Annotated in this window: 20 protein-coding genes and 1 tRNA gene; 6 read left to right on the top strand and 15 right to left on the bottom strand. The window is 42.9% G+C overall.

Translation table 11 applies throughout. The annotated features are described in order from the left end of the window. Positions 1-3: 3 nt before the first annotated feature. The 3 genes from lpoB to OV592_RS09245 are packed head-to-tail and all read right to left on the bottom strand — an operon-like array spanning position 4 to position 2,472. Positions 4-594, bottom strand: a complete 591-nt coding sequence (gene lpoB / locus OV592_RS09255; protein WP_040307368.1) for a penicillin-binding protein activator LpoB — start codon at positions 592-594, stop codon at positions 4-6. Positions 595-608: 14 nt separating this feature from the next. Continuing rightward, the gene (locus OV592_RS09250; protein WP_016402566.1) at positions 609-998 is read right to left on the bottom strand and encodes a YcfL family protein; all 390 of its coding nucleotides are present in this window, start codon (positions 996-998) and stop codon (positions 609-611) included. A gap of 13 nt (positions 999-1,011) precedes the next feature. Then, entirely contained in the window at positions 1,012-2,472 is a 1,461-nt protein-coding gene (locus OV592_RS09245) for a COG3014 family protein (RefSeq protein ID WP_406611174.1), read from the bottom strand. A gap of 314 nt (positions 2,473-2,786) precedes the next feature. On the opposite strand from OV592_RS09245, the gene OV592_RS09240 reads away from it, so the two are divergent. Beyond that, complete coding sequence (locus OV592_RS09240; RefSeq protein ID WP_040307369.1) at positions 2,787-4,823, top strand: methyl-accepting chemotaxis protein; 2,037 nt, start codon at positions 2,787-2,789, stop codon at positions 4,821-4,823. Between the two features lie 42 nt (positions 4,824-4,865). Here the strand turns inward: OV592_RS09240 and OV592_RS09235 are convergent, their stop codons facing one another. Beyond that, complete coding sequence (locus OV592_RS09235) at positions 4,866-5,738, bottom strand: 6-carboxytetrahydropterin synthase (RefSeq protein ID WP_338625950.1); 873 nt, start codon at positions 5,736-5,738, stop codon at positions 4,866-4,868. Positions 5,739-5,854: 116 nt separating this feature from the next. Between OV592_RS09235 and OV592_RS09230 the strand changes: the two genes are divergently transcribed. After that, on the top strand, positions 5,855-6,571 hold the full coding sequence (locus OV592_RS09230; RefSeq protein ID WP_406611173.1) for a PilZ domain-containing protein: 717 nt from the start codon (positions 5,855-5,857) through the stop codon (positions 6,569-6,571). Positions 6,572-6,641: 70 nt separating this feature from the next. Here OV592_RS09230 and OV592_RS09225 read toward each other — a convergent pair whose 3' ends face one another. From OV592_RS09225 to yejK, 5 genes are all read right to left on the bottom strand, one after another. Continuing rightward, a complete protein-coding gene (locus OV592_RS09225) occupies positions 6,642-7,778 on the bottom strand; it encodes an ABC transporter ATP-binding protein (protein WP_016402571.1) in 1,137 nt (378 codons plus the stop codon). A gap of 87 nt (positions 7,779-7,865) precedes the next feature. Continuing rightward, the gene (gene malG, locus OV592_RS09220) at positions 7,866-8,756 is read right to left on the bottom strand and encodes a maltose ABC transporter permease MalG (protein ID WP_016402572.1); all 891 of its coding nucleotides are present in this window, start codon (positions 8,754-8,756) and stop codon (positions 7,866-7,868) included. A gap of 12 nt (positions 8,757-8,768) precedes the next feature. Further along, positions 8,769-10,400 (bottom strand): maltose ABC transporter permease MalF, encoded by a 1,632-nt coding sequence (gene malF / locus OV592_RS09215; RefSeq protein WP_338625945.1) that lies wholly within the window; start codon positions 10,398-10,400, stop codon positions 8,769-8,771. Positions 10,401-10,487: 87 nt separating this feature from the next. After that, the gene (gene malE, locus OV592_RS09210; protein WP_220718167.1) at positions 10,488-11,669 is read right to left on the bottom strand and encodes a maltose/maltodextrin ABC transporter substrate-binding protein MalE; all 1,182 of its coding nucleotides are present in this window, start codon (positions 11,667-11,669) and stop codon (positions 10,488-10,490) included. Positions 11,670-11,954: 285 nt separating this feature from the next. Next, on the bottom strand, positions 11,955-12,959 hold the full coding sequence (yejK, locus tag OV592_RS09205) for a nucleoid-associated protein YejK (protein WP_338625942.1): 1,005 nt from the start codon (positions 12,957-12,959) through the stop codon (positions 11,955-11,957). 75 nt (positions 12,960-13,034) lie between these two features. Here yejK and OV592_RS09200 point away from each other — a divergent pair, with 75 nt between their 5' ends. The 4 genes from OV592_RS09200 to OV592_RS09185 all read left to right on the top strand — a co-directional run bounded on the left by OV592_RS09200 (position 13,035) and on the right by OV592_RS09185 (position 15,990). Then, the gene (locus OV592_RS09200; RefSeq protein WP_040307371.1) at positions 13,035-13,256 is read left to right on the top strand and encodes a DUF1414 domain-containing protein; all 222 of its coding nucleotides are present in this window, start codon (positions 13,035-13,037) and stop codon (positions 13,254-13,256) included. A gap of 27 nt (positions 13,257-13,283) precedes the next feature. After that, positions 13,284-15,098, top strand: coding sequence for a DUF3413 domain-containing protein (locus tag OV592_RS09195; RefSeq protein WP_406611172.1), 1,815 nt, complete (start codon positions 13,284-13,286; stop codon positions 15,096-15,098). Positions 15,099-15,185: 87 nt separating this feature from the next. Next, a tRNA-Pro gene (locus tag OV592_RS09190) sits at positions 15,186-15,262 on the top strand. A gap of 281 nt (positions 15,263-15,543) precedes the next feature. Next, entirely contained in the window at positions 15,544-15,990 is a 447-nt protein-coding gene (locus OV592_RS09185; RefSeq protein ID WP_406611171.1) for a copper resistance protein CopD, read from the top strand. Here OV592_RS09185 and OV592_RS09180 read toward each other — a convergent pair. Genes OV592_RS09180 through OV592_RS09155 form a run of 6 tightly spaced genes read right to left on the bottom strand, consistent with a single transcriptional unit; the run spans position 15,987 to position 20,857 of the window. Further along, on the bottom strand, positions 15,987-17,180 hold the full coding sequence (locus OV592_RS09180; RefSeq protein ID WP_406611170.1) for a hypothetical protein: 1,194 nt from the start codon (positions 17,178-17,180) through the stop codon (positions 15,987-15,989). The genes OV592_RS09185 and OV592_RS09180 overlap by 4 nt on opposite strands. Continuing rightward, a complete protein-coding gene (locus tag OV592_RS09175) occupies positions 17,173-17,817 on the bottom strand; it encodes an energy transducer TonB (RefSeq protein ID WP_406611169.1) in 645 nt (214 codons plus the stop codon). The genes OV592_RS09180 and OV592_RS09175 overlap by 8 nt, the downstream gene beginning before the upstream one ends. After that, complete coding sequence (locus tag OV592_RS09170; protein WP_220721177.1) at positions 17,817-18,221, bottom strand: biopolymer transporter ExbD; 405 nt, start codon at positions 18,219-18,221, stop codon at positions 17,817-17,819. Before OV592_RS09170 ends, OV592_RS09175 begins: the two co-directional genes overlap by 1 nt. Further along, positions 18,218-18,757 (bottom strand): MotA/TolQ/ExbB proton channel family protein, encoded by a 540-nt coding sequence (locus OV592_RS09165; RefSeq protein WP_152781006.1) that lies wholly within the window; start codon positions 18,755-18,757, stop codon positions 18,218-18,220. Before OV592_RS09165 ends, OV592_RS09170 begins: the two co-directional genes overlap by 4 nt. Then, entirely contained in the window at positions 18,747-20,081 is a 1,335-nt protein-coding gene (locus OV592_RS09160) for a MotA/TolQ/ExbB proton channel family protein (protein ID WP_406611168.1), read from the bottom strand. The genes OV592_RS09165 and OV592_RS09160 overlap by 11 nt, the downstream gene beginning before the upstream one ends. After that, positions 20,078-20,857, bottom strand: a complete 780-nt coding sequence (locus OV592_RS09155) for a DUF3450 domain-containing protein (protein ID WP_406611167.1) — start codon at positions 20,855-20,857, stop codon at positions 20,078-20,080. The genes OV592_RS09160 and OV592_RS09155 overlap by 4 nt, the downstream gene beginning before the upstream one ends. Between the last annotated feature and the right edge of the window lie 43 nt (positions 20,858-20,900).

Here is a 20,900-nt window from a genome sequence, read left to right as displayed (position 1 = left end):
TCACTACCAACCAAAAGTAGATTTAGTTTCGGCCTTACGGATCTCAGTCTCATCAGCCCATTCTACTAGGCCGGTTTTTAAATCCATTAATCGCATGGTCATTTTGTAATAAACGTCTTTAGTCTTTTTGTTGGTTTTTACGATACTCGCTAGGTTACCGTAGAGCATGTATTCGGCGCCGACCTGCTGACCAAATGCAATCGCTTTTGAGGGGTCAACTAAGCCACCATCATTTTGAAAGTCGAGCTGCTCTCGCACTTCATTCACGCGGCTCATATCAACAAAGCGAAATTTTCCAGATTGCAATAACTTAGTGCTGATCGAATCAGTTACCGATTCGGTATCGATGTGTTCAGTAGTTTTATTTTTGATCCGTTCAACAAACACAATCGGACGATTATTGGCGGTGATTTCTGCTAACAAAGGAGATGAGATCATGGAGTCAGTCATTTCGCCAGCAATCTTTTGCAAATCAGTCGAACCAAAAGCAACATCTACAGTTTCAACTTCTTGAGGGTCGCCATAGCTCACCTGAGTTGAACACCCAGTCAAGGTAAATGCCAATACGGATGCTGCTAATACAAGTTTTTTCATGGGATATCTCTCTGTTATTCAACTTCTCTAACATAAATTTTGAAATGGTTAGCGTTGTGAACTAACGCCACCGATTGGACCTGAATTTGTTGCTTGCCGTGCAAGCTTAGCGGCGTCCATGCTGTTGTTGCGTTGTTCAATTGTACATTGTTACTGTCGTACCAATAAAAACGATACTGTAAATCTAAGTCACCTTTGTATAAAGATTGTATTGTGGCGACACCACGTAGGCGATCCATACCTTGGTGGGTTGCTGCATCAATAATGGTGAGCTTACGACCTAGATTAAGGTTATCTACTATTAACCATTGTTTACCATCAGGTTTGTCTGAGTCGGCTGCTATTCCGGAGGTATCAGTGGTGCACCCAACCAACAATGCACTTAGTAACAGCAAATATTTCATAGCTTTACCCTCTTCATAAATTAAATACTTGAGCAGGAGCACCCAAATCATTGGTTAACACCAAGGTAACCCTTCTGGGCCTTAAAGTAATGCTTGTAGATGGTTCAATTAACCCCTCAAATTCTAGAGTATGTTCACCAACAGGCAAAGCTTTAACGGCAATCTGTGCTAAAGCCGGTAAGGTTTGCCAACTACGAGTATCCGCTCTCTCTGAAGCAACATTGTAAATATTAACTAAGGCGTTCGCCCAATTTTCTTCGTCATCTGCTTTGTCTTTGTTCACTTCTCGCCTAAATTGGTCTTTGGTGATAACCCGCAAGATTTGCCGCAGTAATATGCCTGGTAAGTCTTGTTGCAACTGCTTTGCCGCTAAGTCATCAAACTGCACTAAACGCTCGGTAGCAAACCGCTCACCATTAACGGCTAGCTTTTGCGGAATGCTTACTTGGGCATTTCCCCTCATAATGGGCAGCGCTACCGTGTAGGTTTCCCAGCGATTATGGTTATAAAGTGGCAGTGTAAAACGGGCTTCTTGGCGAGCGGCAACAATTGATTGTTCATGAAGAACAATCAGCAAACCTTGTTGTTTACTTAAGGGAACTGCTTCTGCAGGGGTATACTTTTTATAGTCACTCATCGAGAGTTTCTTGCCAAGGCGGGCTACTTCGGCTTGTAAGTAGCTATTGTTAGGCGCCAGTGCTAAGGCCTTTCGGTAATCGATATAAGCATCATCCTCTTTCCCCGCCGCCAAGTACAATGCAGCAGATAGAGCAAACGTTAAACCATTTTGAAAAGCATTATCCAGGGCTTTATTCTTGGAGTTTAGTTGCGGGTATTCTTGCATTAAATCGTCGTATTGTGCTGTGTAATCCCGTAATTGCTCTTCTATGCTAATTGGTGCTTCTTGCATAGCTTGTTGTTGAATCATTGCCGCACGGCGTACCTCAATCAAAGCCGACTCTAGGCCATTGCTATGCAAGTAATTTATCGCCTGATAATGATGCAACATAACCTGTTCATAAACAGGAATATGGTACTCAATAAAGTTATCGTTGGTCGCCAGGGCTGAAACATTCTGTAAACCCGTTGATAAACGGTACTCCGCTTGCCGAGATAACCACTGAAGTTGCTCGTCGACGGTAGTGAAATGTGCTTGGCTTTGTTCAAAATCGCCCGCTAAGTAACTCATCCGCCCCTTTTCTAGTTGCTTAAGGTAGTAGCTATTATCGCCTTGTTTACCTTCGGCCAATAAGTCCGAGGCTAGCTCAAATTTTCCTGAACCTAGTTGGTAACGGCTCGCGCGCAATTGCTCGTCATAACTCACAAAAAGATCACTGAAAACTGCACTACTGCAACCTAGTAATACTATGCTAGAAAAAAAAGCAGCCAAAAACACTCGCGGTTTATACGAAAGAAAGTGATGAAACTGACGGTTTACTAACATGCACTTAAACATGCGAGGTACAAAGGCCATTTGTCTAAGCTAAAACTCATGTGGATGAAGAATCTTCTTTATAAACTATTTTGCTATACAGGCCCAACCTAGCGGTAGATTATTTAGCAAAAAAGCGCCCTAGTTGTGTTTTATTTGAACGATTAGCTTTAGATAAAAGTTTAAAAGGTAAAGTCTTAGTTAAATCAGCCGCTAATATCAGTATAAAAGCGGCCTGCGCGAGTAGAGTTGTGATCTCTTACATAGTAAGAACAGCCAACACAGGGCATACTTTTAACAAAATAAAACAATATAAAAACTATAAATAGCTAACAAGATCGGTTGGTCGAGGAATTATGAAAAAAAAGTCACTGAACGTAGCCTCATCGCTCCAATTTTTTAAAAATATTTCTATTGTTCATCGAGTAAACATTGGTTTTGGCTTTCTGGTTTTAATGATGGTACTCACCAATGTATTGTCGTTACAAACTGGCAGTCGCTTTAACCAACAGCTTGATACCGTAACAGAAGAAGCCACTCCATTAGTGTTACAAAGTAGCCAATTTGCGGTAGATTTGCTCACTGCAGATAAATACTTTAAAGATGCTCTAACCTCTAGCGAAGCAGATGTTATTAAAGCTAGTAGCGAGGCTTTTGAACAAAGTGAACTCGTTTTTATTTCTTCACTTGGCACTTTACGTTCAATGTCGGAAGGCAATAACGAGTTAGAATCTCGCCTAGATGCGCTTAATGCTCTGGATCAAAATTACTTCCAAGTAGCTAAGCAGGTAATGAACGACAACATTAATTACTTGGAAGACTTACAATCGGTTAAACGCAGTACCAACCAATTGTCGGTAATGCTACCGCAACTTAAGAAAAACCTATCAGATAAAGTAGCTGCATTGAACGATGATTACATCCGTTGGGCGGCTGAGAGCTTCTTAAACGCTATGGCCGTTATCGAGCTAAATACCTTAGAAGGCTTAAATACTAGCCAGTCTAAAAAGGTATCTGTAATCCTTAAGCGCAACAACAAGCTAATCAAAAACTTCTTGAGCGCCACCTCTGATCTAGAAGAAGAAATTCCTGAACTACGTAACGATATGGGCCATCAGATTGACCAGTTCGTTAAGGACTCGACCAAGTCTGATGGTGTGTTAGCTGCCCACCTAAAGGTGACACAAGACAACGAAGCCATTGCTCAACGTGTTAGTGAGACCTCTGTTCAAATTACTGAAGCCATTAGCCAGCTTTCTAGCATTAACGACATTGCAAACGCTCAAGTAGACAATGCCTCCGAAAACGCCAACAAGATGTTGGAGTCTAGCCGGATTCAGCTAATTACCGCCATGGTAATAGTAATTCCATTAGCCTTATTGGTTGCCTGGAACGTTGCAAGTTCTATTAAACAACCACTTAACTTATTACTTAAGACCCTTAAAGCGGCAGCCGCCGGTGATATGACCGAAACCGTTAAGTACCAAAGTACCAACGAATTTGGTCAATTAGCTGATTCTGCCAACAGCATGATGGAGCAAATGCGCTCGGTTCTTAATGATATTAGCCAGGCCGCAGAAAGTCTCTCTAATGTATCTAACGGTAATTCCACTACCCTTAATACCGCCAAAGTTGAATTGGATAATCAACGCCAAGAAACTGCGTCTGTTGCAGCAGCGATGACGGAAATGGAGCAATCGGTTAGAGAAGTAGCCAAGAGCGCTAACATTACTTTAGAAAAAGTAATGGAAGTTGAAGAAGCTGCAAACTCTGGTCGACAAGTAATGAGCAACAACATTACTACTACTCACCAATTGTCAGAAAAACTAGAACACAGTAGTTCGGTTATTGGTGAAGTTGACAGCATGAGTAACAGTATTGGTTCAATCTTAGATGTAATTAGAGGCATTGCCGATCAAACCAACTTGTTAGCCTTAAACGCCGCTATTGAAGCCGCTCGCGCCGGTGAGCAAGGTCGTGGATTTGCAGTAGTTGCTGACGAAGTGCGGGTATTGGCACAGAAAACCACCAACTCAACAACTGAAATTCAATCTATGATTGAAAACCTACAGAAAAGTGCTCAACGCGCTGTATCGGTTATGTCGGAGTGTTCTTCAGAAATGCAAGCCAGTATTTCTCAAAGCTCTGACGCTAACGGTGCAATGGAAGAAATCCAAGGTATTATTACTCAAATCTCTGATATGAGTAGCCAAATTGCTGCGGCGGCAGAACAACAGCAAGCCACCGGCGCTGAGATATCCAACAACCTTAACCGTATCTCAGATATTAGTGATGAGAACTACCAAAGCATTGAAATAGTGACCAGCACAAGTGAAGAGCTTGGTGAATTAGCAGGACAACAAGATTCGCTAGTTAAACGCTTTACCCTGTAAATTTCGCTGCAATAAAAAAGGCTCCTAAAGGAGCCTTTTTTATTAGCGATAAACCTCGGATATGGCACCCTTTCCTACCCCTTCGTAAGCAATAACCTTCAAGCTATGTCCTTCCATCACCTTAGCGAGGGTAGACGCAATATATGCAGCTAAATTCTCGACAGTTGTCTCACAGGGCAAAATGTCTGTTTCTTGTTTAGGGAGCACCAGTTCAAAGAAACCTTGCGGCGATTGGTAGGCAAACGCGTAATGATCTTGCCAGGCTTGCTGCTGGTAAAAACTAATATCTTGCTGGCTAATTTCATCACTTTCGCTACCAAGGTAAATATTACGCCACTTCATCGCCCAACTGGTGGCTAAGTCAATGTTATACTCCCCATCTACTTGAATTTCGATAGTGGAACGATGCCCATGAGCAATACGCTGACAGTTGCCATCGTGCTTTTTCAAGCCGTGGCTATAGTGATAATAAGGGCCATCGATAGATTCGTGTCTTAAGGTAATAGCCAGATCTTGAATATTCGCCGGCAGCTGCTCTAAAACTACATTTTTTACGTACGCAGTTAAGGCTTCGTTACTCACCTCTACCGAGTCAATAAAGGTATACGCTTCATCAGGGCAACGTAAATGAATGCTCTTTCCATGCGGTCGCATGAAGTCCAATTGGGTATAGCCTTCGCCTGTTTTTACCTTACATAGAGGAGAACGAATAGGCACCAACAGTTTATGATCGACCTTTTCATCGATTAAACGTTTAATCAGCTTTTTAACTTGGCCAAAATCTAACAACATATCCATATCATTAAGTGAACCACCTAACTCTATGTCTACTAACCAACTCTCTCCCACTAAGCCACGATCAGGGCAAAGGTAAGTAGAGTCAATTACGGTTAAATCTTTTACAAATAATTTCATAGTGCTGCTCATAAACGCGAATGCGGCTCATTATAACGGCAAGCGCATAGAATAGTCATCGCCTCAATGCTCTCTAATCCAAACAGCGTAGATCTATGATATGGTTAAACTATGTCATGGAAACGATAGAAATTGATGTGGACCCTATAGCTCCGGAACTTCTCAAGCAGTTTAATGCCCTTCCTTGTCAAACCGAAGTGCATTTACAAATACCTACTCCTACAAAGCCGTTGCGCTTAAGAAGTCGCTTAATTGGTATTGAGCCAGGAATGTGTGTGATTTTATCTCGCGGAATAGACCAAAATTGGGAAGCAGCTAGAGATTTAATTCGAGAAGGTCAGTCAATTGTTGTTCGTATTGTTAACGAAGGTGACCCAAACGCTACAATTTTTGCCTATCGTGGCTCTATTTCTAAGCTAATGAGCAGTGTTGGCCGCTGGGTAGTACTGGATTATCCGCGCAACGTGCAAAAAATCAGTTTACGCCAACATAGTCGCTTACCTATTTCCTTGTCTTGCAATATGCGCAGTAGCGCTGATAGCCAAGAATCCTTTAGCGGTTTGCTTAAAGACTTGTCCTTAAATGGCGGTGGCTTTGTGTCTAGCCCTATTCCGCTGCCGTTAACCAAACAAGTATTTACCTTAGAATTACCAATAGAAGGCCAAGATCCTTTGGCGATAACCGCGAGTATCTGCAATCAGCATTTAGAACAACGTTCACCAGAAAAAGTGCATTACGGTTTAAGTTTTGATGCTGACGACAAACTTAAACAAAAATTTATTGAGAGTGCGCTTTTAGAAATTGTGCAACGAGAAAACAAAACCCCCGGTTAAGCCAGAGTAAGCACTATTCAAGGCACAAAAAAAGCGACCCGAAGGTCGCTTTTGAATTAACGGTCAACTTCTAGTCTTTGTTGTACTTGGCAGTACGCGGGAACGCAATGCCATTGCTATCAAACAAGTAACAAGCTTTAGTTGGCAGACCTACACGTAGTTCATCGCCATTTTTACTTGGGAATTCGCTGCGTGCTTTAAAGGTGAAATCGAAGCCTTTAACGTCCATATAAACGTAAGACTCTGAACCTAGGTGTTCAGCAACTACTACTGTACCTGTAATGAAGTTCTCTGCATGAGCATGGGTATCTTCTACCAAGTGCTCAGGACGGCAACCAAGCTCAATTAAATCACCTACGCTTGCACGGCTAGTATCAACCGCAGCAGTGATAACATCACCAGTCACCAATTTAACTTTACTTTCGTGCTCACCAGTTTCTACGATTTCGCCTTCGATGAAGTTCATTTTTGGCGAACCAATAAAGCCAGCAACAAACTTGTTAGCTGGGTTATGGTAAAGCTCTAACGGAGAACCATATTGCTCCAAGTTAGTCGCAGCATTAGGGTCTAGTGGGCTAAGTACCACAATCTTATCAGCTAAAGTCATCGCTTCCACTTGGTCGTGGGTAACGTAGATGATAGTTGATTGCAGTTCTTTGTGCAGTTTAGCAATCTCGATACGCATCTTCACACGAAGTGCTGCATCAAGGTTAGATAGTGGTTCATCAAATAGGAATACGCCAGGTTGCTGTACAATACAACGACCAATAGCAACACGTTGACGCTGACCACCACTTAACTCTTTTGGCTTACGGTCTAGAAGAGGATCTAGACCTAGAATGTCAGAAGCATTATCTACTCGAGTTTTAATAGTGTCTTTATCAACCTTTTTCAATTTAAGGCCGAAAGACATGTTTTCGCGTAAATCCATGTGTGGGTATAGTGCGTAAGACTGGAACACCATACCTACGTTACGTTCTACTGGCGGTACGTCATTCATGAACTTACTACCAATGTTAAGCTCACCACTAGTAATATCTTCTAAGCCAGCAATCATACGTAGCAACGTTGACTTACCACAACCTGATGGACCAACAAATACAACAAACTCGCCATCTTTAATATCTAGGTTAATATCACGCAAGGTATCTTGGTGAATTGCCGGATCGTAGTTTTTACGTACATTTTTTAGAATTACATCAGCCATTATTAGCTCCAAACTGAATAAAGCCTTCGCTTTATTCGCAATCAATCTTGTTTTGCGTAGCTACACCAGTAGCTACGCCCAAATAATTTAACCTTTAACACCACCAGCTGTTAACCCGCCGACCAACCAACGTTGAGCCATTAGGAACACTAGCGTGATAGGGAATCCTGACAATACAGCTGCAGCGGCGAAATCGCCCCACAAGTAGTTTTGCGGATAGAGATATTGTTGAGCACCTACGGCGAGCGTGAGCTTATCAACATCTTGCATCAATACAGACGCCATTGGTACTTCGGTAATTACACCAATGAATGCAAGAATGAACACTACTGCCAAAATAGGAACAGAAAGCGGTAACAATACCAATCTAAACGCTTGCCAAGGAGTTGCGCCATCAATAGCAGCAGACTCTTCTAAGGCCGGGTCAATAGTTTCGAAGTACCCTTTAATGGTCCACACGTGAAGTGCAATACCACCTAGGTAAGCGAAAATTAACCCGCCGTGAGTGTTTAGACCCAACCAAGGAATGTATTCACCAATCTTGTTGAACAAGGCGTAAATTGCTACCAAGGCCAATACAGATGGGAACATTTGGAAAATCAACATACCGTTAAGAATGGTTGCTTTACCTCTAAAGCGCATACGAGCAAACGCATAAGCACTAGTAGTAGATAGAGCCACGATTAGTAAGGCTGAGATACCAGCTACTTTAATCGAGTTCCATAACCAAGTTAGTACTGGGAATGGAGGCGGTGTTAATGAACCATCTGGGTTTACAACGGTAATCCCTAAGGCCAAGCGCCAGTGATCTAAAGTAGGGTTAGATGGAATCAATTCACCTACCGCAAAGTTACCCGTACGGAATGAAATTGTGATTACCATTAATAATGGGAAAATAATTAAACATAGAAACAAACATAGCACTACGTGAGTAGCTAGTTTTCTATATTTCAATGATTTAGGTTGAACCATTGCCATAGTAGCTTCTCCTTATGCCGTTTTATCAGCTTTAGTTAGTTTCAAGTTAATCAATGCTAGTGCACCAACCACTAAGAAAATTAGGGTTGCAATGGCACTTGCAAGACCATAATCCTGACCACCGTCACCTTGGAAGGCAATTCGGTAGGTGTAACTTACGAGTAAGTCGGTTGTACCAGCTGGAGTCGAAGCACCAATGATATCAGGACCACCGTTGGTCAATAACTGAATCAAAACAAAGTTGTTAAAGTTAAAGGCAAAAGAAGCCACCAATAATGGTGTTAGAGGTTTCATTAACAACGGAACAGTAATGTTGAAGAAGTTGTTAATTGGACCCGCACCGTCCATTGCAGAAGCTTCGTATAAGTCTTCTGGAATAGACTTAAGCATACCCAAACATAAGATCATCATGTAGGGGTAACCCAACCAAGTGTTAACGATCAAAATCATCGACTTGGCCATTACAGGATCAGTAAACCAATCTGGTTTGATGCCAAATAAGCCATTTAAGATTTCGTTAATCTCACCAAAGTTTTGGTTGAATAAACCTTTAAATACTAGGATTGAGATAAAGGCGGGAATTGCATAGGGGAGGATGAGTACTACGCGATAAATAGCGCGACCTTTTAGCTCTTCCCACTGAATTAGACAGGCTAAAACCATACCAATTGCTAAGGTAAATGCTACAGATGCAGCAGCAAAAATAACTGTCCAAATGAAGATTTCGATGAACGGTTCTTTAATACCTTTATCGGTAGCAACACGTTCAAAGTTTTTCCAACCTACGCCAACAGTAAAGCCAGGCGCTAAACGGTTACCAACAAACTCGCCATCACCATCAATGTACTGGTAGTAACCTGTTTCCATGTTTGGCAGCATAAGCTCGCCAGTCTGGTTGTTACGCAGAATAGAAGGGCCTGGTAAAATAGCGCCACTCTCTTTTAGCACTACGCCATCTTCAAGGCGTGTATATAAAGGCTTCATCGCAGAGAATTTGCGAAGGCCATTCATAACCAGTTCATCTTGATTAGGCGTAACTAATACGATGCTATTGAAGAACTGACGATGAGAGATAATTTCTTTAATTGGCGCTTTTTCACTAGAAGGTAAAGCGTCAACTTCTTGTAATTTAATTCGCTTAGTTGCCAGCGTTAATTTGCGTGCGCGAACATCGGCGTTAGACACTACTTCAACAGGACGAGTAACAAAATATTTGTCGTCTTGTGACAGTGCTAGAACATACTTACCTTCAGATTCTTGATGTAGCTGAAAGTCAAATGAACCGCCTTTCGCCATATAAGTCTTCTGGATATGTAACTGCTCTACCCGCTCAAGCGACAATAAGTTGGTGCCACTATAGTTGGTGAAAGCAATTCCAATGGTGTATGCCAGAGGGAAGATGATAAATACGACCATCCCCGCAATGCCGGGGAAGATATATCTGTGCGCATACATTTTTTTGCTTAAAAAAACGTAAACACCGGTAGAAACAACAACAAGGGTGAGCAATGCAAATGCATATTCACCACCTGCATACATCAAAACAATTGCATAGCCGTTAAGCAATACAATCGCCGTGATCAGCAGAAGTTTTAGCCAAGCATACTTGCCCTGCATAAAACCTGGAGACGCAGAAAGACCCATCTTATGTACAACCTTTGTATTTGACCGAAATTAATAAAGAGGAGGATAGACCAATATCCTCCTCCTGACCGAAATAATATGACCGTATTATTTCGCTATGCGACGCGCAGCGGCGTCTAGTGCTTTCTCTAGAGGTTGACGACCACTAGTGATGTTGGTTAGAGATGTTGCCATCGCAGACCAGAATTTACCCATTGCAGCTACGTTAGGCATTGGCTCACCATCTTGAGCGTTTGCGAAAGTTGCAGCGATGCGAGGGTCGCTTGAAAGCTCTTCCATGTACGACTTAAGTGCTACAGCACCTAGTGGTACATCGTCATTCACAGATTTCAAGCCTTCATTAGTAACAAGGTAGTTTTCTAGGAACTCTACCGCTAAGTCAGCGTTAGGTGACGCAGAGTTAACCGCACCTGCTAATACACCAACCATTGGCTTAGCTTTGTTACCGTTGATAGTTGGAATGTAAGTTACACCGTAGTTGATGCCACTTTTTTCCATGTTATCCCAAGCCCAAGGACCGTTGATAACCATTGCTACTTCACCTTTGTTAAAGGCAGAGTCCATTACACCGTAGTCAGCGCCTTTTGGCATGTGACCATTTTCGATAAGATCTTTAATTACTTTAGCGCCCATTTTAGCGCCGTCAGTTGCTACACCAGTGTCTTTAACGTCGTAAGAACCGTTTTCGTATTTGAAGATGTAACCACCGTTCGCAGCCAGTAGAGGCCATGAGAAGTAAGTATTGTTGTAATCCCATAGGATAGCGTGCTTGCCAGACTTCTGAAGCTCTGTATCTAGAGCTGGGATTTCTTCCCAAGTCTTAGGAGGGTTTGGCACTAAGTCTTTGTTGTAGATAAGACCTACCGCTTCAATAGCGATTGGGTAGCCGTATACTTTGCCGTCGATAGTAACCGCGTTCCAAGCAAAGTCTTCTACTGCTGCTTTTTTCTCAGCGCTTGGCTTAAGTTCAGTTAATAGACCTGCATCAACCCAGTCACCGAAACGGTCGTGAGCCCATAAGAAAATATCAGGACCTGAACCAGTTGAAGCCGCTTGTTGGAACTTACCAGGGGCATCGTCTGGGTGTGCAACACTTACTTTAACACCAGTATCAGCTTCAAAGCGTTTACCTACTTCAGCCAAGCCGTTGTAGCCTTTATCACCATTTACCCAAATGGTTAATTGGCCTTCTTCAATTGCAGCAAAAGCATTAGATGCCATGCCTAAAGAAGCAACCGCAATAGCAGATGCAAGAATTGTCTTTTTCATTAGCCTTTCCTTAACTGTCGTTATGATTATTTTTGGGTCGCAAGAGTAACTTGCTGCGCTAGATTCTAGCTCATAAGGCTGGCTTAACACATGACTTAGCTCGCACTTTTGAAATTATACTACAAACCCCCAAACCGAGGTGCAGCCTGCCTCAAGAGGTGATTTAATCACCTAACGGTGGTAATAAAACAACATAATTACCAACATATACACTTGAAAACCTTTCCATGTAGTAATTAAACTACAAAAATGAAACTGATAACCTTTTCAAGCAATCCAATTAACTTATTTGTTATTTTTCAACTGTTCTCTTAAGTTAGGTGGGATTCCAACGATCGTCAATGTATCTGTTGCTTCGTCGTAAAAAACGCGATCTCCTAACAATTTTTGTTCGAAACTTACCGACACCCCTTTCCCTTGACCAAAACATTTAGCCAGTTTTTTCAGTGCTGTTCGATCTGCTGGAAATTGTTCTTCAAGGGGGTAATTCTCAGCAGCAAACTGGTAGAAATCAACGTTCTCTTCGGCAGTAGGTAAAGCCTTAGCCAACTCCCCTACTACAATTTCTTCGCCATCCTTTAGCTGTTGTTCACAGTAAGACTTAACTTCATCTTTATAGGCAAGCTTTTCTTCTTTATCTAACTGAGTCGCTTGGCAGTAATCGTCAACAGCTTGCATAAGTACGGCATTTTGCATTTTGACATCCAAGCCATCGTCACACCCCAAGAACTCCACAAAGAAATCTGAAATTTTGCGCCCAGCTCTTCCTTTTACATAAGAAACATAACGCTGTGATTCAGGATTACGTTGCATATCAGTAATATCGATGCGTGCAGCAAGTTGCACAGAACTGGTTTCTAAATAGCGGCTAGCAGTAAGTTCTAAGCTATCGTCTACTGCAGGCGAGGTTTTATTTTCTAGCAGCATGATAAGCAGATACTCGCCAGCAACATGCTCGTAGTTAGCCAGAAGCAATACACCTTGCTCTACAAAATCATATTTCTTTAGTTCTTCAATCAATACCGTGCCAGCATCAACACTGTATTTATGAAAATCAACGTCTTGGCTTAATAAGGCATCCAATTGTTGTTTGAAGGGGCTGTCATTTTCTTGGTTATAAAAGCCAAAGCCTTTAGCTGCTCTTCCACTATAGTTAAGATGTAAGCTCTCTATTAAGCTAAGCGCCTCTTCGCTATGAGCCATTTCTTCGGCTCGTGCTTGCAGCCCAATGGTGCCATCTTCAACTAGCTCTAGTGAATGTAAAATAAGGTGTTTTAAGGAAATGCTCATAGTCTCTTACTGTTAGTGTTTGCTGACAAGGTGGGGTATTATACGCGTCTTTATCAGCAAATTTGCAGAGAAGTAATGGCAATAGTTTCAAAATATTCCACAGAGCAGGTGGAACAATTACTTAATGATGTACTCAAAGTAGTCGACAATCACAATGTAACCACTGATTTGGCGCTAATGGTACTAGGCAATGCAGCTACCTGTATGATCAATCAGCGTGTTGCGCCAGAGCAAAGAAAAAAGCTCACCGAGGGCTTTGCCAAAGCATTAAAAAATTCGATTAACGACGAAAAATAAGCACACAAAAGGATTTCCTGTCTCGCAATGGTAAATAGCTCAAAACAGTACCGCGACAAAGTGTCTCAGCTTATAAGCTGGGGCCACTGGTTTTGTTTATCAAATATAATTTTGGCCTTAATAGTTGGCCTACGTTATCTGGTTCTGGCTACCCCACCGGAAACATTTTTAGGTCAAAGCTATTTAATTGTGAGTTGGTTAGGGCAATTTTCCTTTATTGCCTTTGTTATTTTCTTGCTTACCCTATTTCCACTCAGTTTTGTTATTCCTAGTAATCGCTCATTGCGCTTTGTTGGGGCGTTGTTCGCCACCATCGGAATAAGCTTACTGATTGTTGATACAGAGGTCTTTGCCACTTTTAATTTACACCTAAATCCAGCTTTGCTGGAACTACTAGTAGATGAAGAGCAAAACAGCCAAGCCAATACACTTAATTTATTGTTTGTATCTGTACCCTTTATCTTCCTGTTAGAGCTTTGGCTTGCAAAACTGTGTTGGAAGTATTTACGCCGTTTAGAGCACAAACGCCTTGGTGGTCCAATTGCTGGTGTCTTATTCATCTGCTTTTTGTTAACCCACTTTGTGCACGCTTGGGCCGATGCAACAAACTACACCACCATTACTCGACAAAAGAATAACTACCCCTTGTTCTACCCGCTTACCGCGCGAAGCTTCTTACAAGAGCAAGGCATTTTTGATGTAGATGCCTACTACAAACAAATCAAAGCACAAGAACAAGAGCAGCAAGGGCAACTTCGCTACCCTATCTCACCACTAAAATATGACCAAGTTGAACAGCGCTACAACTTAATGCTCGTGGTAGTAGAAGGCTTACGCTGGGATATGCTTAACCAACAAGCAATGCCAAACAGCTGGAAGCAAGCTAAACGCTCTAGCCAGTTTTTTAGTCACCACAGTGGCAGCAATAAACCGCAAGAAGGTTTATTTAGTTTGTTTTACGGAATCCCAACCAGCTATTGGCCGAGCTTTAAAACGGAAAGCCAAGGCTCTGTATTGGTGTCTGCACTACAAGACAGCAACTATCAGATTGAATTGTTTAGCAGCCGTGGCTTAAACCTGCCGGAATTAGCAGGAACCAGCTTTAGCGAGCTTTCAAACCTCGATATGACCAAGTGGCCTGGCGGAGCTGCGGGTGACGAGAAAGCCATACAGGAATGGCTAATCTGGCAGCAAAGCCAATATGCGCAACTTCCTTGGTTTAACTTTTTATATCTAAATGGCGTTGCTGCTTATGACAATGGCAGCGGTGAGACCATGAGCGAAGTGACACCTGAGTCCTTAAGCCAACATTACTCAGATGCCGCCACAGTTGTGGACTCGCAACTGAACAAGGTGTACCAGCAACTAGCTCAAAGCGGCCAATTAGAGCGCACCATTTTAGTGGTAACATCCGACTACGGAAACGAACTAAACGATGGTAATAGCAACTACTGGGGTAACAATAGCAACTTTAGCCGCTATCAAACTCAAGTGCCGTTATTTATATCTTGGCCAGATAAAAACCCATCACTATTGCACAGTGATACTAGCCATAACGATATAGTGCCAACCTTGCTTGAAGAAATGCTTGCAGTGGCATCTAACAGCGCAAACTATAGCACCGGACAAAACTTATTTAAGAAGCGTAAGCGAGATTGGATATTAATAGGTAACCAAGAACAACAAGCTGTTGTTCAACGCAACCAGATTACTCTCTTTAATCAATCAGGTAGCTATCGGGTGTTAGATCGCGATCTAAAATCCAGCAACGCTCGTGTATCTGTGCCTATGTTGGTACAAGTATTAAACGACTTAAAGCGTTTTTATCAACCACAACAGTAATTTGTACATTGAATGAACACTTAAGCACAAAAACCAAAGTGGTGTATTGACAGCACTCTGATAGCTAAGTAAATTCATTGCTCAATTCGGAACGTAGCGCAGCCTGGTAGCGCACCGTCATGGGGTGTCGGGGGTCGGAGGTTCAAATCCTCTCGTTCCGACCAAATAGCAGCCCGTAGCTCAATGAGCTACGGGCTTTTTGTTACCTGCAAAACATCTGCTTTTGCTTGGGCCAATAAACGCTGTACAAGCTCAAACTATCCGAAGCAAAGCACTTTAGTTACCACCTTTCAAAACCAACCTGCCCTCAAAAAACGTGCAACCTGATATCTCTTCAAACCTAGTAACAAAAACAATTAACATTCGTATTTGAATGATAATTATCAAGGTTACAAGCTAGCCATTCGCTTATAGTGCAAACAACTACCCAAGGTAAGGAAACCTAATGACATACAGCCTTTTGCTACTCGCCCACCTCATCGCAGCAACTATTTGGACCGGCGGACATATCGTGCTTTGCTTGGTGATATTACCCAAAGTTTTAAGAGCCAAATCACCGGAAATGCTACTAGATTTTGAGCAAGCTTTTGAAAAGGTGGGAATGCCAGCGTTAATAATTCAAGTGATTACCGGGCTTTTGCTGGCTTATCATTGGCTCCCCGATGTGAGCCTTTGGTTTAGCATGAGTAACCCTATAAGCCACGGCATCGCCGGTAAACTAATATTGTTGGCTTTAACCTTTGGTTTAGCCTTAGACGCCAAGTTACGCGTTTTACCTAAACTATCCAGCAATAACTTGTGGGATATGGCCTTGCATATCATCGCAGTTACTTTGCTCAGTGTTGGCTTTGTTGCCCTTGGCCTTTCTTTCCGATTAGCTTGGTTTGCTTAAGCTTTTGTATCAGCAACTAAGGCTTCTAAATAGTTTAACCAGCGCTCGCTTTGCGAGCTTTGTTCAAGGATATGCGCACGTTGAGCAGCGGCATAAGCCAGTGAGTAATCTTTTGTCTCTAAGTAAATCTCGGCCAACAATAGCTGCGATTTAGCTTGTTGTTCTTGCGGATCAGCTAATTTTAAAGCCTCAATAGCTTGAGTATATTGATTGCTCAATAACAACACCTGAGCATACTGCAGATTGTACTCAGGCTTATACTCAGCAAGCAGTTGCCAATACTTCGCTGACTTTTGCCATTCTCTTGCTTGCTGCCAAAGTTGTGCTTGGCGAAGTAATAATGCCGCATCAGAATCGGCATCAGCCAATTGGGCATAACTCAAAGCTGCTTTTTCTGGCACTCTTAAATACGCATATAACTGGGCTTTATGGCGTAACAAGCTCTCTCCCAAGGCTAATCCCGAACGCTCAGCAGAAACTAAGGTAGCTAAGGCTTTTTGATGTTGCTGGGTTTGGCTGTACAAAGCACTTAGTTGTTGCCACCAACGCAGCGTTTCTGGCTCTAACACCAGTAAAGCTTGATTGGTGACGATCGCCGCTTTTAACTGCTTTAGCTGCACTTGAGCGATAAAACGCATACTTAGATTGTTTTTATCTAACGCTTGCAGCTGTTCCAGCGCGGCTAAATGATCTAACACCGCTTGCCAGTTTTGTTGTTGATAATTAGCGTAAGCCAAATTAGCGCGTAAATTAAGCTTTTGTGAAGGACTAATATTAAGCTCTAATTCCGGCTGCTGAACTTGAGTCAGCAATATCTCAAAATGGCTTAATGCCTCATCAATCTGTTGCTCACTAAGTAGTATTTCGGCCAGCATGTTTCGCGTTTCCCAAGCCTGTTGTGGGGGAAACGCTTGCAAGTTCACAGCCTCTGCCAGTTTTGCTTTAGTTAACGCTACCTGCTCGTCTTGCCAATAATAAATTCCCAACATTCGAGCTATGTAAGCTTGGTCATATTTAGCGCTGGGCTTGAGTTGTTCTAACTGAGAAATGGCTTTAGCGAGTTCGCCATCTTGTTGTAATTGAAATACTCGTTGCACCCGTTCTGCTGTATTCCGACTTAATTCTTGAGCAAACAGTGGCCCAGAACTTAGCCCGAAATACATTAAAGTAGCCAATAAGATCCTAATCATCTGCAGCTGGAACCTCAAAATCAATAATAACAGTATGATCTGTAATTTTTGTGGCTTTACCATTTACCATTTGTGGCTGGTACTTCCATCGAGACAGCGCTTTGTATGCTTCGCGTTCAAACACACCTTTGGGTTTGGCATCTAAGACCTTAATATCTGTTACTCGCCCAGCCTCATTGATAGTGATACTGAACTTCACATAGCCTTCAATATTACGTCGTTTAGCTCGCTCTGGATATTTAGGCTCTATCCGATGCAATGGCAAAATGTCTTGCTGTTGAACGTTGGCAACCATAGGTAAATTGGGTGCTGATAAGCTTAGCGCACTAACATTACTTTCAAAGTTAATGCTTGGCATCGCTAAAGTATTAAGTTGTTGGTCGTTACTAGACGCTTGCTCAGGTGCACTGGTAGCGCTTGAACTTGGCGCTTCCGGCATCGGTTCTGGCGGCTCAGGTAAGCGGCGCTGTCTACGCTGGGCAATGCTTTCAGGCTGTTGCAGCTGAATAAACAAATTCGGCTTCGATGAATTATCTTCCGGCAAACTGCGTTGAAAATGCACCATAGAGTTCATCGCTACAAACAGACTAATAGCTAACAACACCGCTAAGGGGCTGATTAACAACAAACGCAGCATTATGGCGCCTCGGTGGCCAAAGCGATGTCTTGAATACCGGCAGCTTTAGCGCCATCCATCACTTTTACTACTGTGCCATTATAGGCATGTTTATCGGCCTGAATAACCAGCTTGGCGCTAGGTTGTTCTAACAGTAAATGCTCCAAATTAGCTTGAACTCGCTCTACGTCAATCATGCGTTGATCGATAAAGATCCGGTTTTGCGCATCCACTGCTACAAAAATTCCAGCGTTAGCTTGAGCAACCGCATTACTCGCCTGCGGCCTTTGCACTTCCATGCCCGACTCTCTAACAAATGAGCTAGTCACAATGAAGAAAATCAACATAATGAATACAATATCCAGCATCGACGTAAGGTCGACTTGCGCTTCTTCGTGCTGTTGCCTGCGATGACCTAACCTCATCGACGACTCCTTAAAAGCTTTTCTAAATGTAGCTGTTTACGCTGGCTTAACCGCGATAAACGTGAATAGATAAACATACTGGTAAGGGCTGCAACCATGCCAGCCATGGTAGGTAGCGTTGCTCTAGCAATGCCTGCCGCCATCAACCGCGGATCGGCATTTCCTTGGCTAGCCATGGTATCAAATACCACGATCATCCCAGTAACCGTGCCCAGTAAACCTAACATTGGGCAAAGTGCCACCAACAACTTCAAGAGATTAAAATTTCTTTTCAAAGCGTTTTCTGCTTCGCTCAACCAAGCGTTACGCTGCCACAAGGCCAGCCAAGAATGCTGCTCTTCACGGGCATCCCAGCGGGACTTCCAGACATTTTGCAAGCGAGGAAAATCCCACACTATAAACAGCAAACGCTCTAAGCTAAGTAACCAAAAACCAGCCACCACGGCTACTAAGGCCCAAAGTACCGGCCCGCCACGCAGCATAAACTCGTTAATATTGGCCCAGTCAGGTAGCTGGTTAATTAGCTCAAGCAGCATTGTTACTTACAGCCTTTAAGCTATGGTTTGCCTCTGCCCGCTGTGCAACCAATCCCAAACTTTGTTTCTCGAGTATGTTGCGAATAGCCTCTGCTTGTGCATGCAATACATTGTGCGAGAACAACAAAGGCATAGCAGAAATAAGCCCAAGAACGGTCGTCACCAAGGCCATCGAGATGCCACTTGCCATTACTTTAGGATCGGCATTACCAAACTGAGTAATCACTTGGAACGTTTCAATCATTCCAGTTACCGTCCCCAATAAACCCAACATTGGTGCTAGCGCTGCAAGCAATTTAATCATGCTTAAGCCACGCTCTAAATGCTGCTGTTCATCTACAATTTGCTCAAGTAAACGCAACTCTATTGCTTCTACAGCTTGGTCTTGGTCGGCTTTGTAAGCCTGTAATATTCGGCCTAAAGGATTATCTTTTGGATTAGCGGGTTGTTTTAGCTGAGCCTGAATTTGACTGCGAATGATGAGTAAACGAATACCTCGATATAAGGCAATCAGCATTCCTAATGCAAATAACAGTGCGATAACTTTACCTACTACACCACCGTGGGCAAAACGCTGAGCTAAAGTAGGTTGCTCGGCCAATTGTTGCAACAAACCTCCATGGCTTGGATCCATGCTTACAAATCTTCCCGACGTTTGCTGTAACTCTGTGGCCGTAGGCGCAAGTTCAGGCTGCACATTAAACGACTTAGCTTGCTTACCATCCCAGCGGGCATAACCTTGTTCGTTAACCAAACCAAAGCCGCCTAAACGCCAAAAACTTTGCTGCTGTAACTTCCCTTGGTTGTCAAAATAAGGCAATTGCAGGTGTTCGATACGGCCACTAGCTTGAATGGTGCGATCAAATGCTTGCCACAAACCTTCTAGTTCAACCATTGAAGGTAGCGCGCGCGCTTGCTCTATTTGATCTAAGGTGAGTATCACTTCTGGCTGATTTGCCACCAAAGCGCTAGTTTGTAACTCTAGTTTGAGCTCTTTAGCGGCTTGCCTCACTACACCAAATAACTCACCTAAACTACCCGACGCTAAATGTAGCTCGGTTTCTAATTCTGCTAAGGTTTTTTCATTGTCAGTGAAACTATCACTTAAACTATCTGTATCCTTTTGTAAGGCATCACGCTCGGCCAATAAAGCTTGCTGGCGCGCTTTAAGCTGCGCTAAATCTTGCTCAAAACCTTGCTCTCTTGCTTGGTTATGCTGTAACTCTTGCTGCTTAGCTTGTTGCGTGGTGCTTAGTAAAGTTTCTTCTGCCAAAGCGGCGCTGTTACTTAAAGCGAGCAGTGTTATCAATACAAATGGTTTCATTGATTAGCCTCCGCACTTAGCGCCAGTGGCAGCACTAATAAACTCGGTGCTGCGACTTTATTCGCTACATCAAAGGCTAAGCCTACATTGCTATGTTGCTTACTTTCGATAACTTGCCATTGCTGGCTATTTTGATGCCATGCCCAATACTGTTGATGATCTAAACTACGCGCGACCAAGCTCACTCTGCCTAGATTTAACAGCTCTACTTGTCGCAGGCCATCGAGCTCAATTTGCGCTTCGTAGCTGCCTAATTTCAAGCCATAATCCAATTCAATTTGATAGGCTTCTAATATCCGACGATACTTTTCTGAGTCGCTAACATCCGCTTGGCTCATAAGCGTATTTAACTTTGCTAGGCGCTGCTGGCGAACCTCACTGCGGATCGGTAAATCTTGCTCGTGTAATTGGGCTAGCCCTTCGAGCATTTGATACATAAGTGGCACTACTCCCAAGCGAGTTGAACCAATTTCATTGAGTTGTTCTTGTATACTATGCTGCTCACTTTGCTGGCTTTCAACTAAGCGACTAAGGTGATTTTTGTATACCTTTAGTTGGCTCACTTCTCGCTCAAGCGCTTGAATCTCTGACGCTAAGGCCAAAGCCTGATCACTTGATTGGTCGATACGTTGTTGACTGTGTTTTGCTTGGTCAACAATCTCGCCTTCAATCTTGCGTGCTTGATCTAACTGCTCGGCTTGCGAGCCAAAGGAAATGCTTGTCATCAAACTGGCTGTTAACAACAACCATTTGACTCGAAGTAGATAACTAAACATGAATACTTCCAATCGTTTAATAGAACCAGCACTGATTAAGCGC

Origin of the sequence: Agarivorans sp. JK6 (assembly GCF_045277145.1) — a bacterium.
GTDB classification, from domain to species: Bacteria; Pseudomonadota; Gammaproteobacteria; order Enterobacterales; family Celerinatantimonadaceae; genus Agarivorans; species Agarivorans albus.
Note: the sequence above shows the minus strand (reverse complement) of the source record. Positions and strands in the feature narration are given on the sequence as shown.

Excerpts from the sequence above, each read along its gene's own strand:
- lpoB (WP_040307368.1), bottom strand. The coding sequence starts at position 594 with ATGAAAAAACTTGTATTAGCAGCATCCGTATTGGCATTTACCTTGACT.
- OV592_RS09250 (WP_016402566.1), bottom strand. The coding sequence starts at position 998 with ATGAAATATTTGCTGTTACTAAGTGCATTGTTGGTTGGGTGCACCACT.
- OV592_RS09245 (WP_406611174.1), bottom strand. The coding sequence starts at position 2,472 with ATGGCCTTTGTACCTCGCATGTTTAAGTGCATGTTAGTAAACCGTCAG.
- OV592_RS09240 (WP_040307369.1), top strand. The coding sequence starts at position 2,787 with ATGAAAAAAAAGTCACTGAACGTAGCCTCATCGCTCCAATTTTTTAAA.
- OV592_RS09235 (WP_338625950.1), bottom strand. The coding sequence starts at position 5,738 with ATGAAATTATTTGTAAAAGATTTAACCGTAATTGACTCTACTTACCTT.
- OV592_RS09230 (WP_406611173.1), top strand. The coding sequence starts at position 5,855 with ATGGAAACGATAGAAATTGATGTGGACCCTATAGCTCCGGAACTTCTC.
- OV592_RS09225 (WP_016402571.1), bottom strand. The coding sequence starts at position 7,778 with ATGGCTGATGTAATTCTAAAAAATGTACGTAAAAACTACGATCCGGCA.
- malG (WP_016402572.1), bottom strand. The coding sequence starts at position 8,756 with ATGGCAATGGTTCAACCTAAATCATTGAAATATAGAAAACTAGCTACT.
- malF (WP_338625945.1), bottom strand. The coding sequence starts at position 10,400 with ATGGGTCTTTCTGCGTCTCCAGGTTTTATGCAGGGCAAGTATGCTTGG.
- malE (WP_220718167.1), bottom strand. The coding sequence starts at position 11,669 with ATGAAAAAGACAATTCTTGCATCTGCTATTGCGGTTGCTTCTTTAGGC.
- yejK (WP_338625942.1), bottom strand. The coding sequence starts at position 12,959 with ATGAGCATTTCCTTAAAACACCTTATTTTACATTCACTAGAGCTAGTT.
- OV592_RS09200 (WP_040307371.1), top strand. The coding sequence starts at position 13,035 with ATGGCAATAGTTTCAAAATATTCCACAGAGCAGGTGGAACAATTACTT.
- OV592_RS09195 (WP_406611172.1), top strand. The coding sequence starts at position 13,284 with ATGGTAAATAGCTCAAAACAGTACCGCGACAAAGTGTCTCAGCTTATA.
- OV592_RS09185 (WP_406611171.1), top strand. The coding sequence starts at position 15,544 with ATGACATACAGCCTTTTGCTACTCGCCCACCTCATCGCAGCAACTATT.
- OV592_RS09180 (WP_406611170.1), bottom strand. The coding sequence starts at position 17,180 with ATGATTAGGATCTTATTGGCTACTTTAATGTATTTCGGGCTAAGTTCT.
- OV592_RS09175 (WP_406611169.1), bottom strand. The coding sequence starts at position 17,817 with ATGCTGCGTTTGTTGTTAATCAGCCCCTTAGCGGTGTTGTTAGCTATT.
- OV592_RS09170 (WP_220721177.1), bottom strand. The coding sequence starts at position 18,221 with ATGAGGTTAGGTCATCGCAGGCAACAGCACGAAGAAGCGCAAGTCGAC.
- OV592_RS09165 (WP_152781006.1), bottom strand. The coding sequence starts at position 18,757 with ATGCTGCTTGAGCTAATTAACCAGCTACCTGACTGGGCCAATATTAAC.
- OV592_RS09160 (WP_406611168.1), bottom strand. The coding sequence starts at position 20,081 with ATGAAACCATTTGTATTGATAACACTGCTCGCTTTAAGTAACAGCGCC.
- OV592_RS09155 (WP_406611167.1), bottom strand. The coding sequence starts at position 20,857 with ATGTTTAGTTATCTACTTCGAGTCAAATGGTTGTTGTTAACAGCCAGT.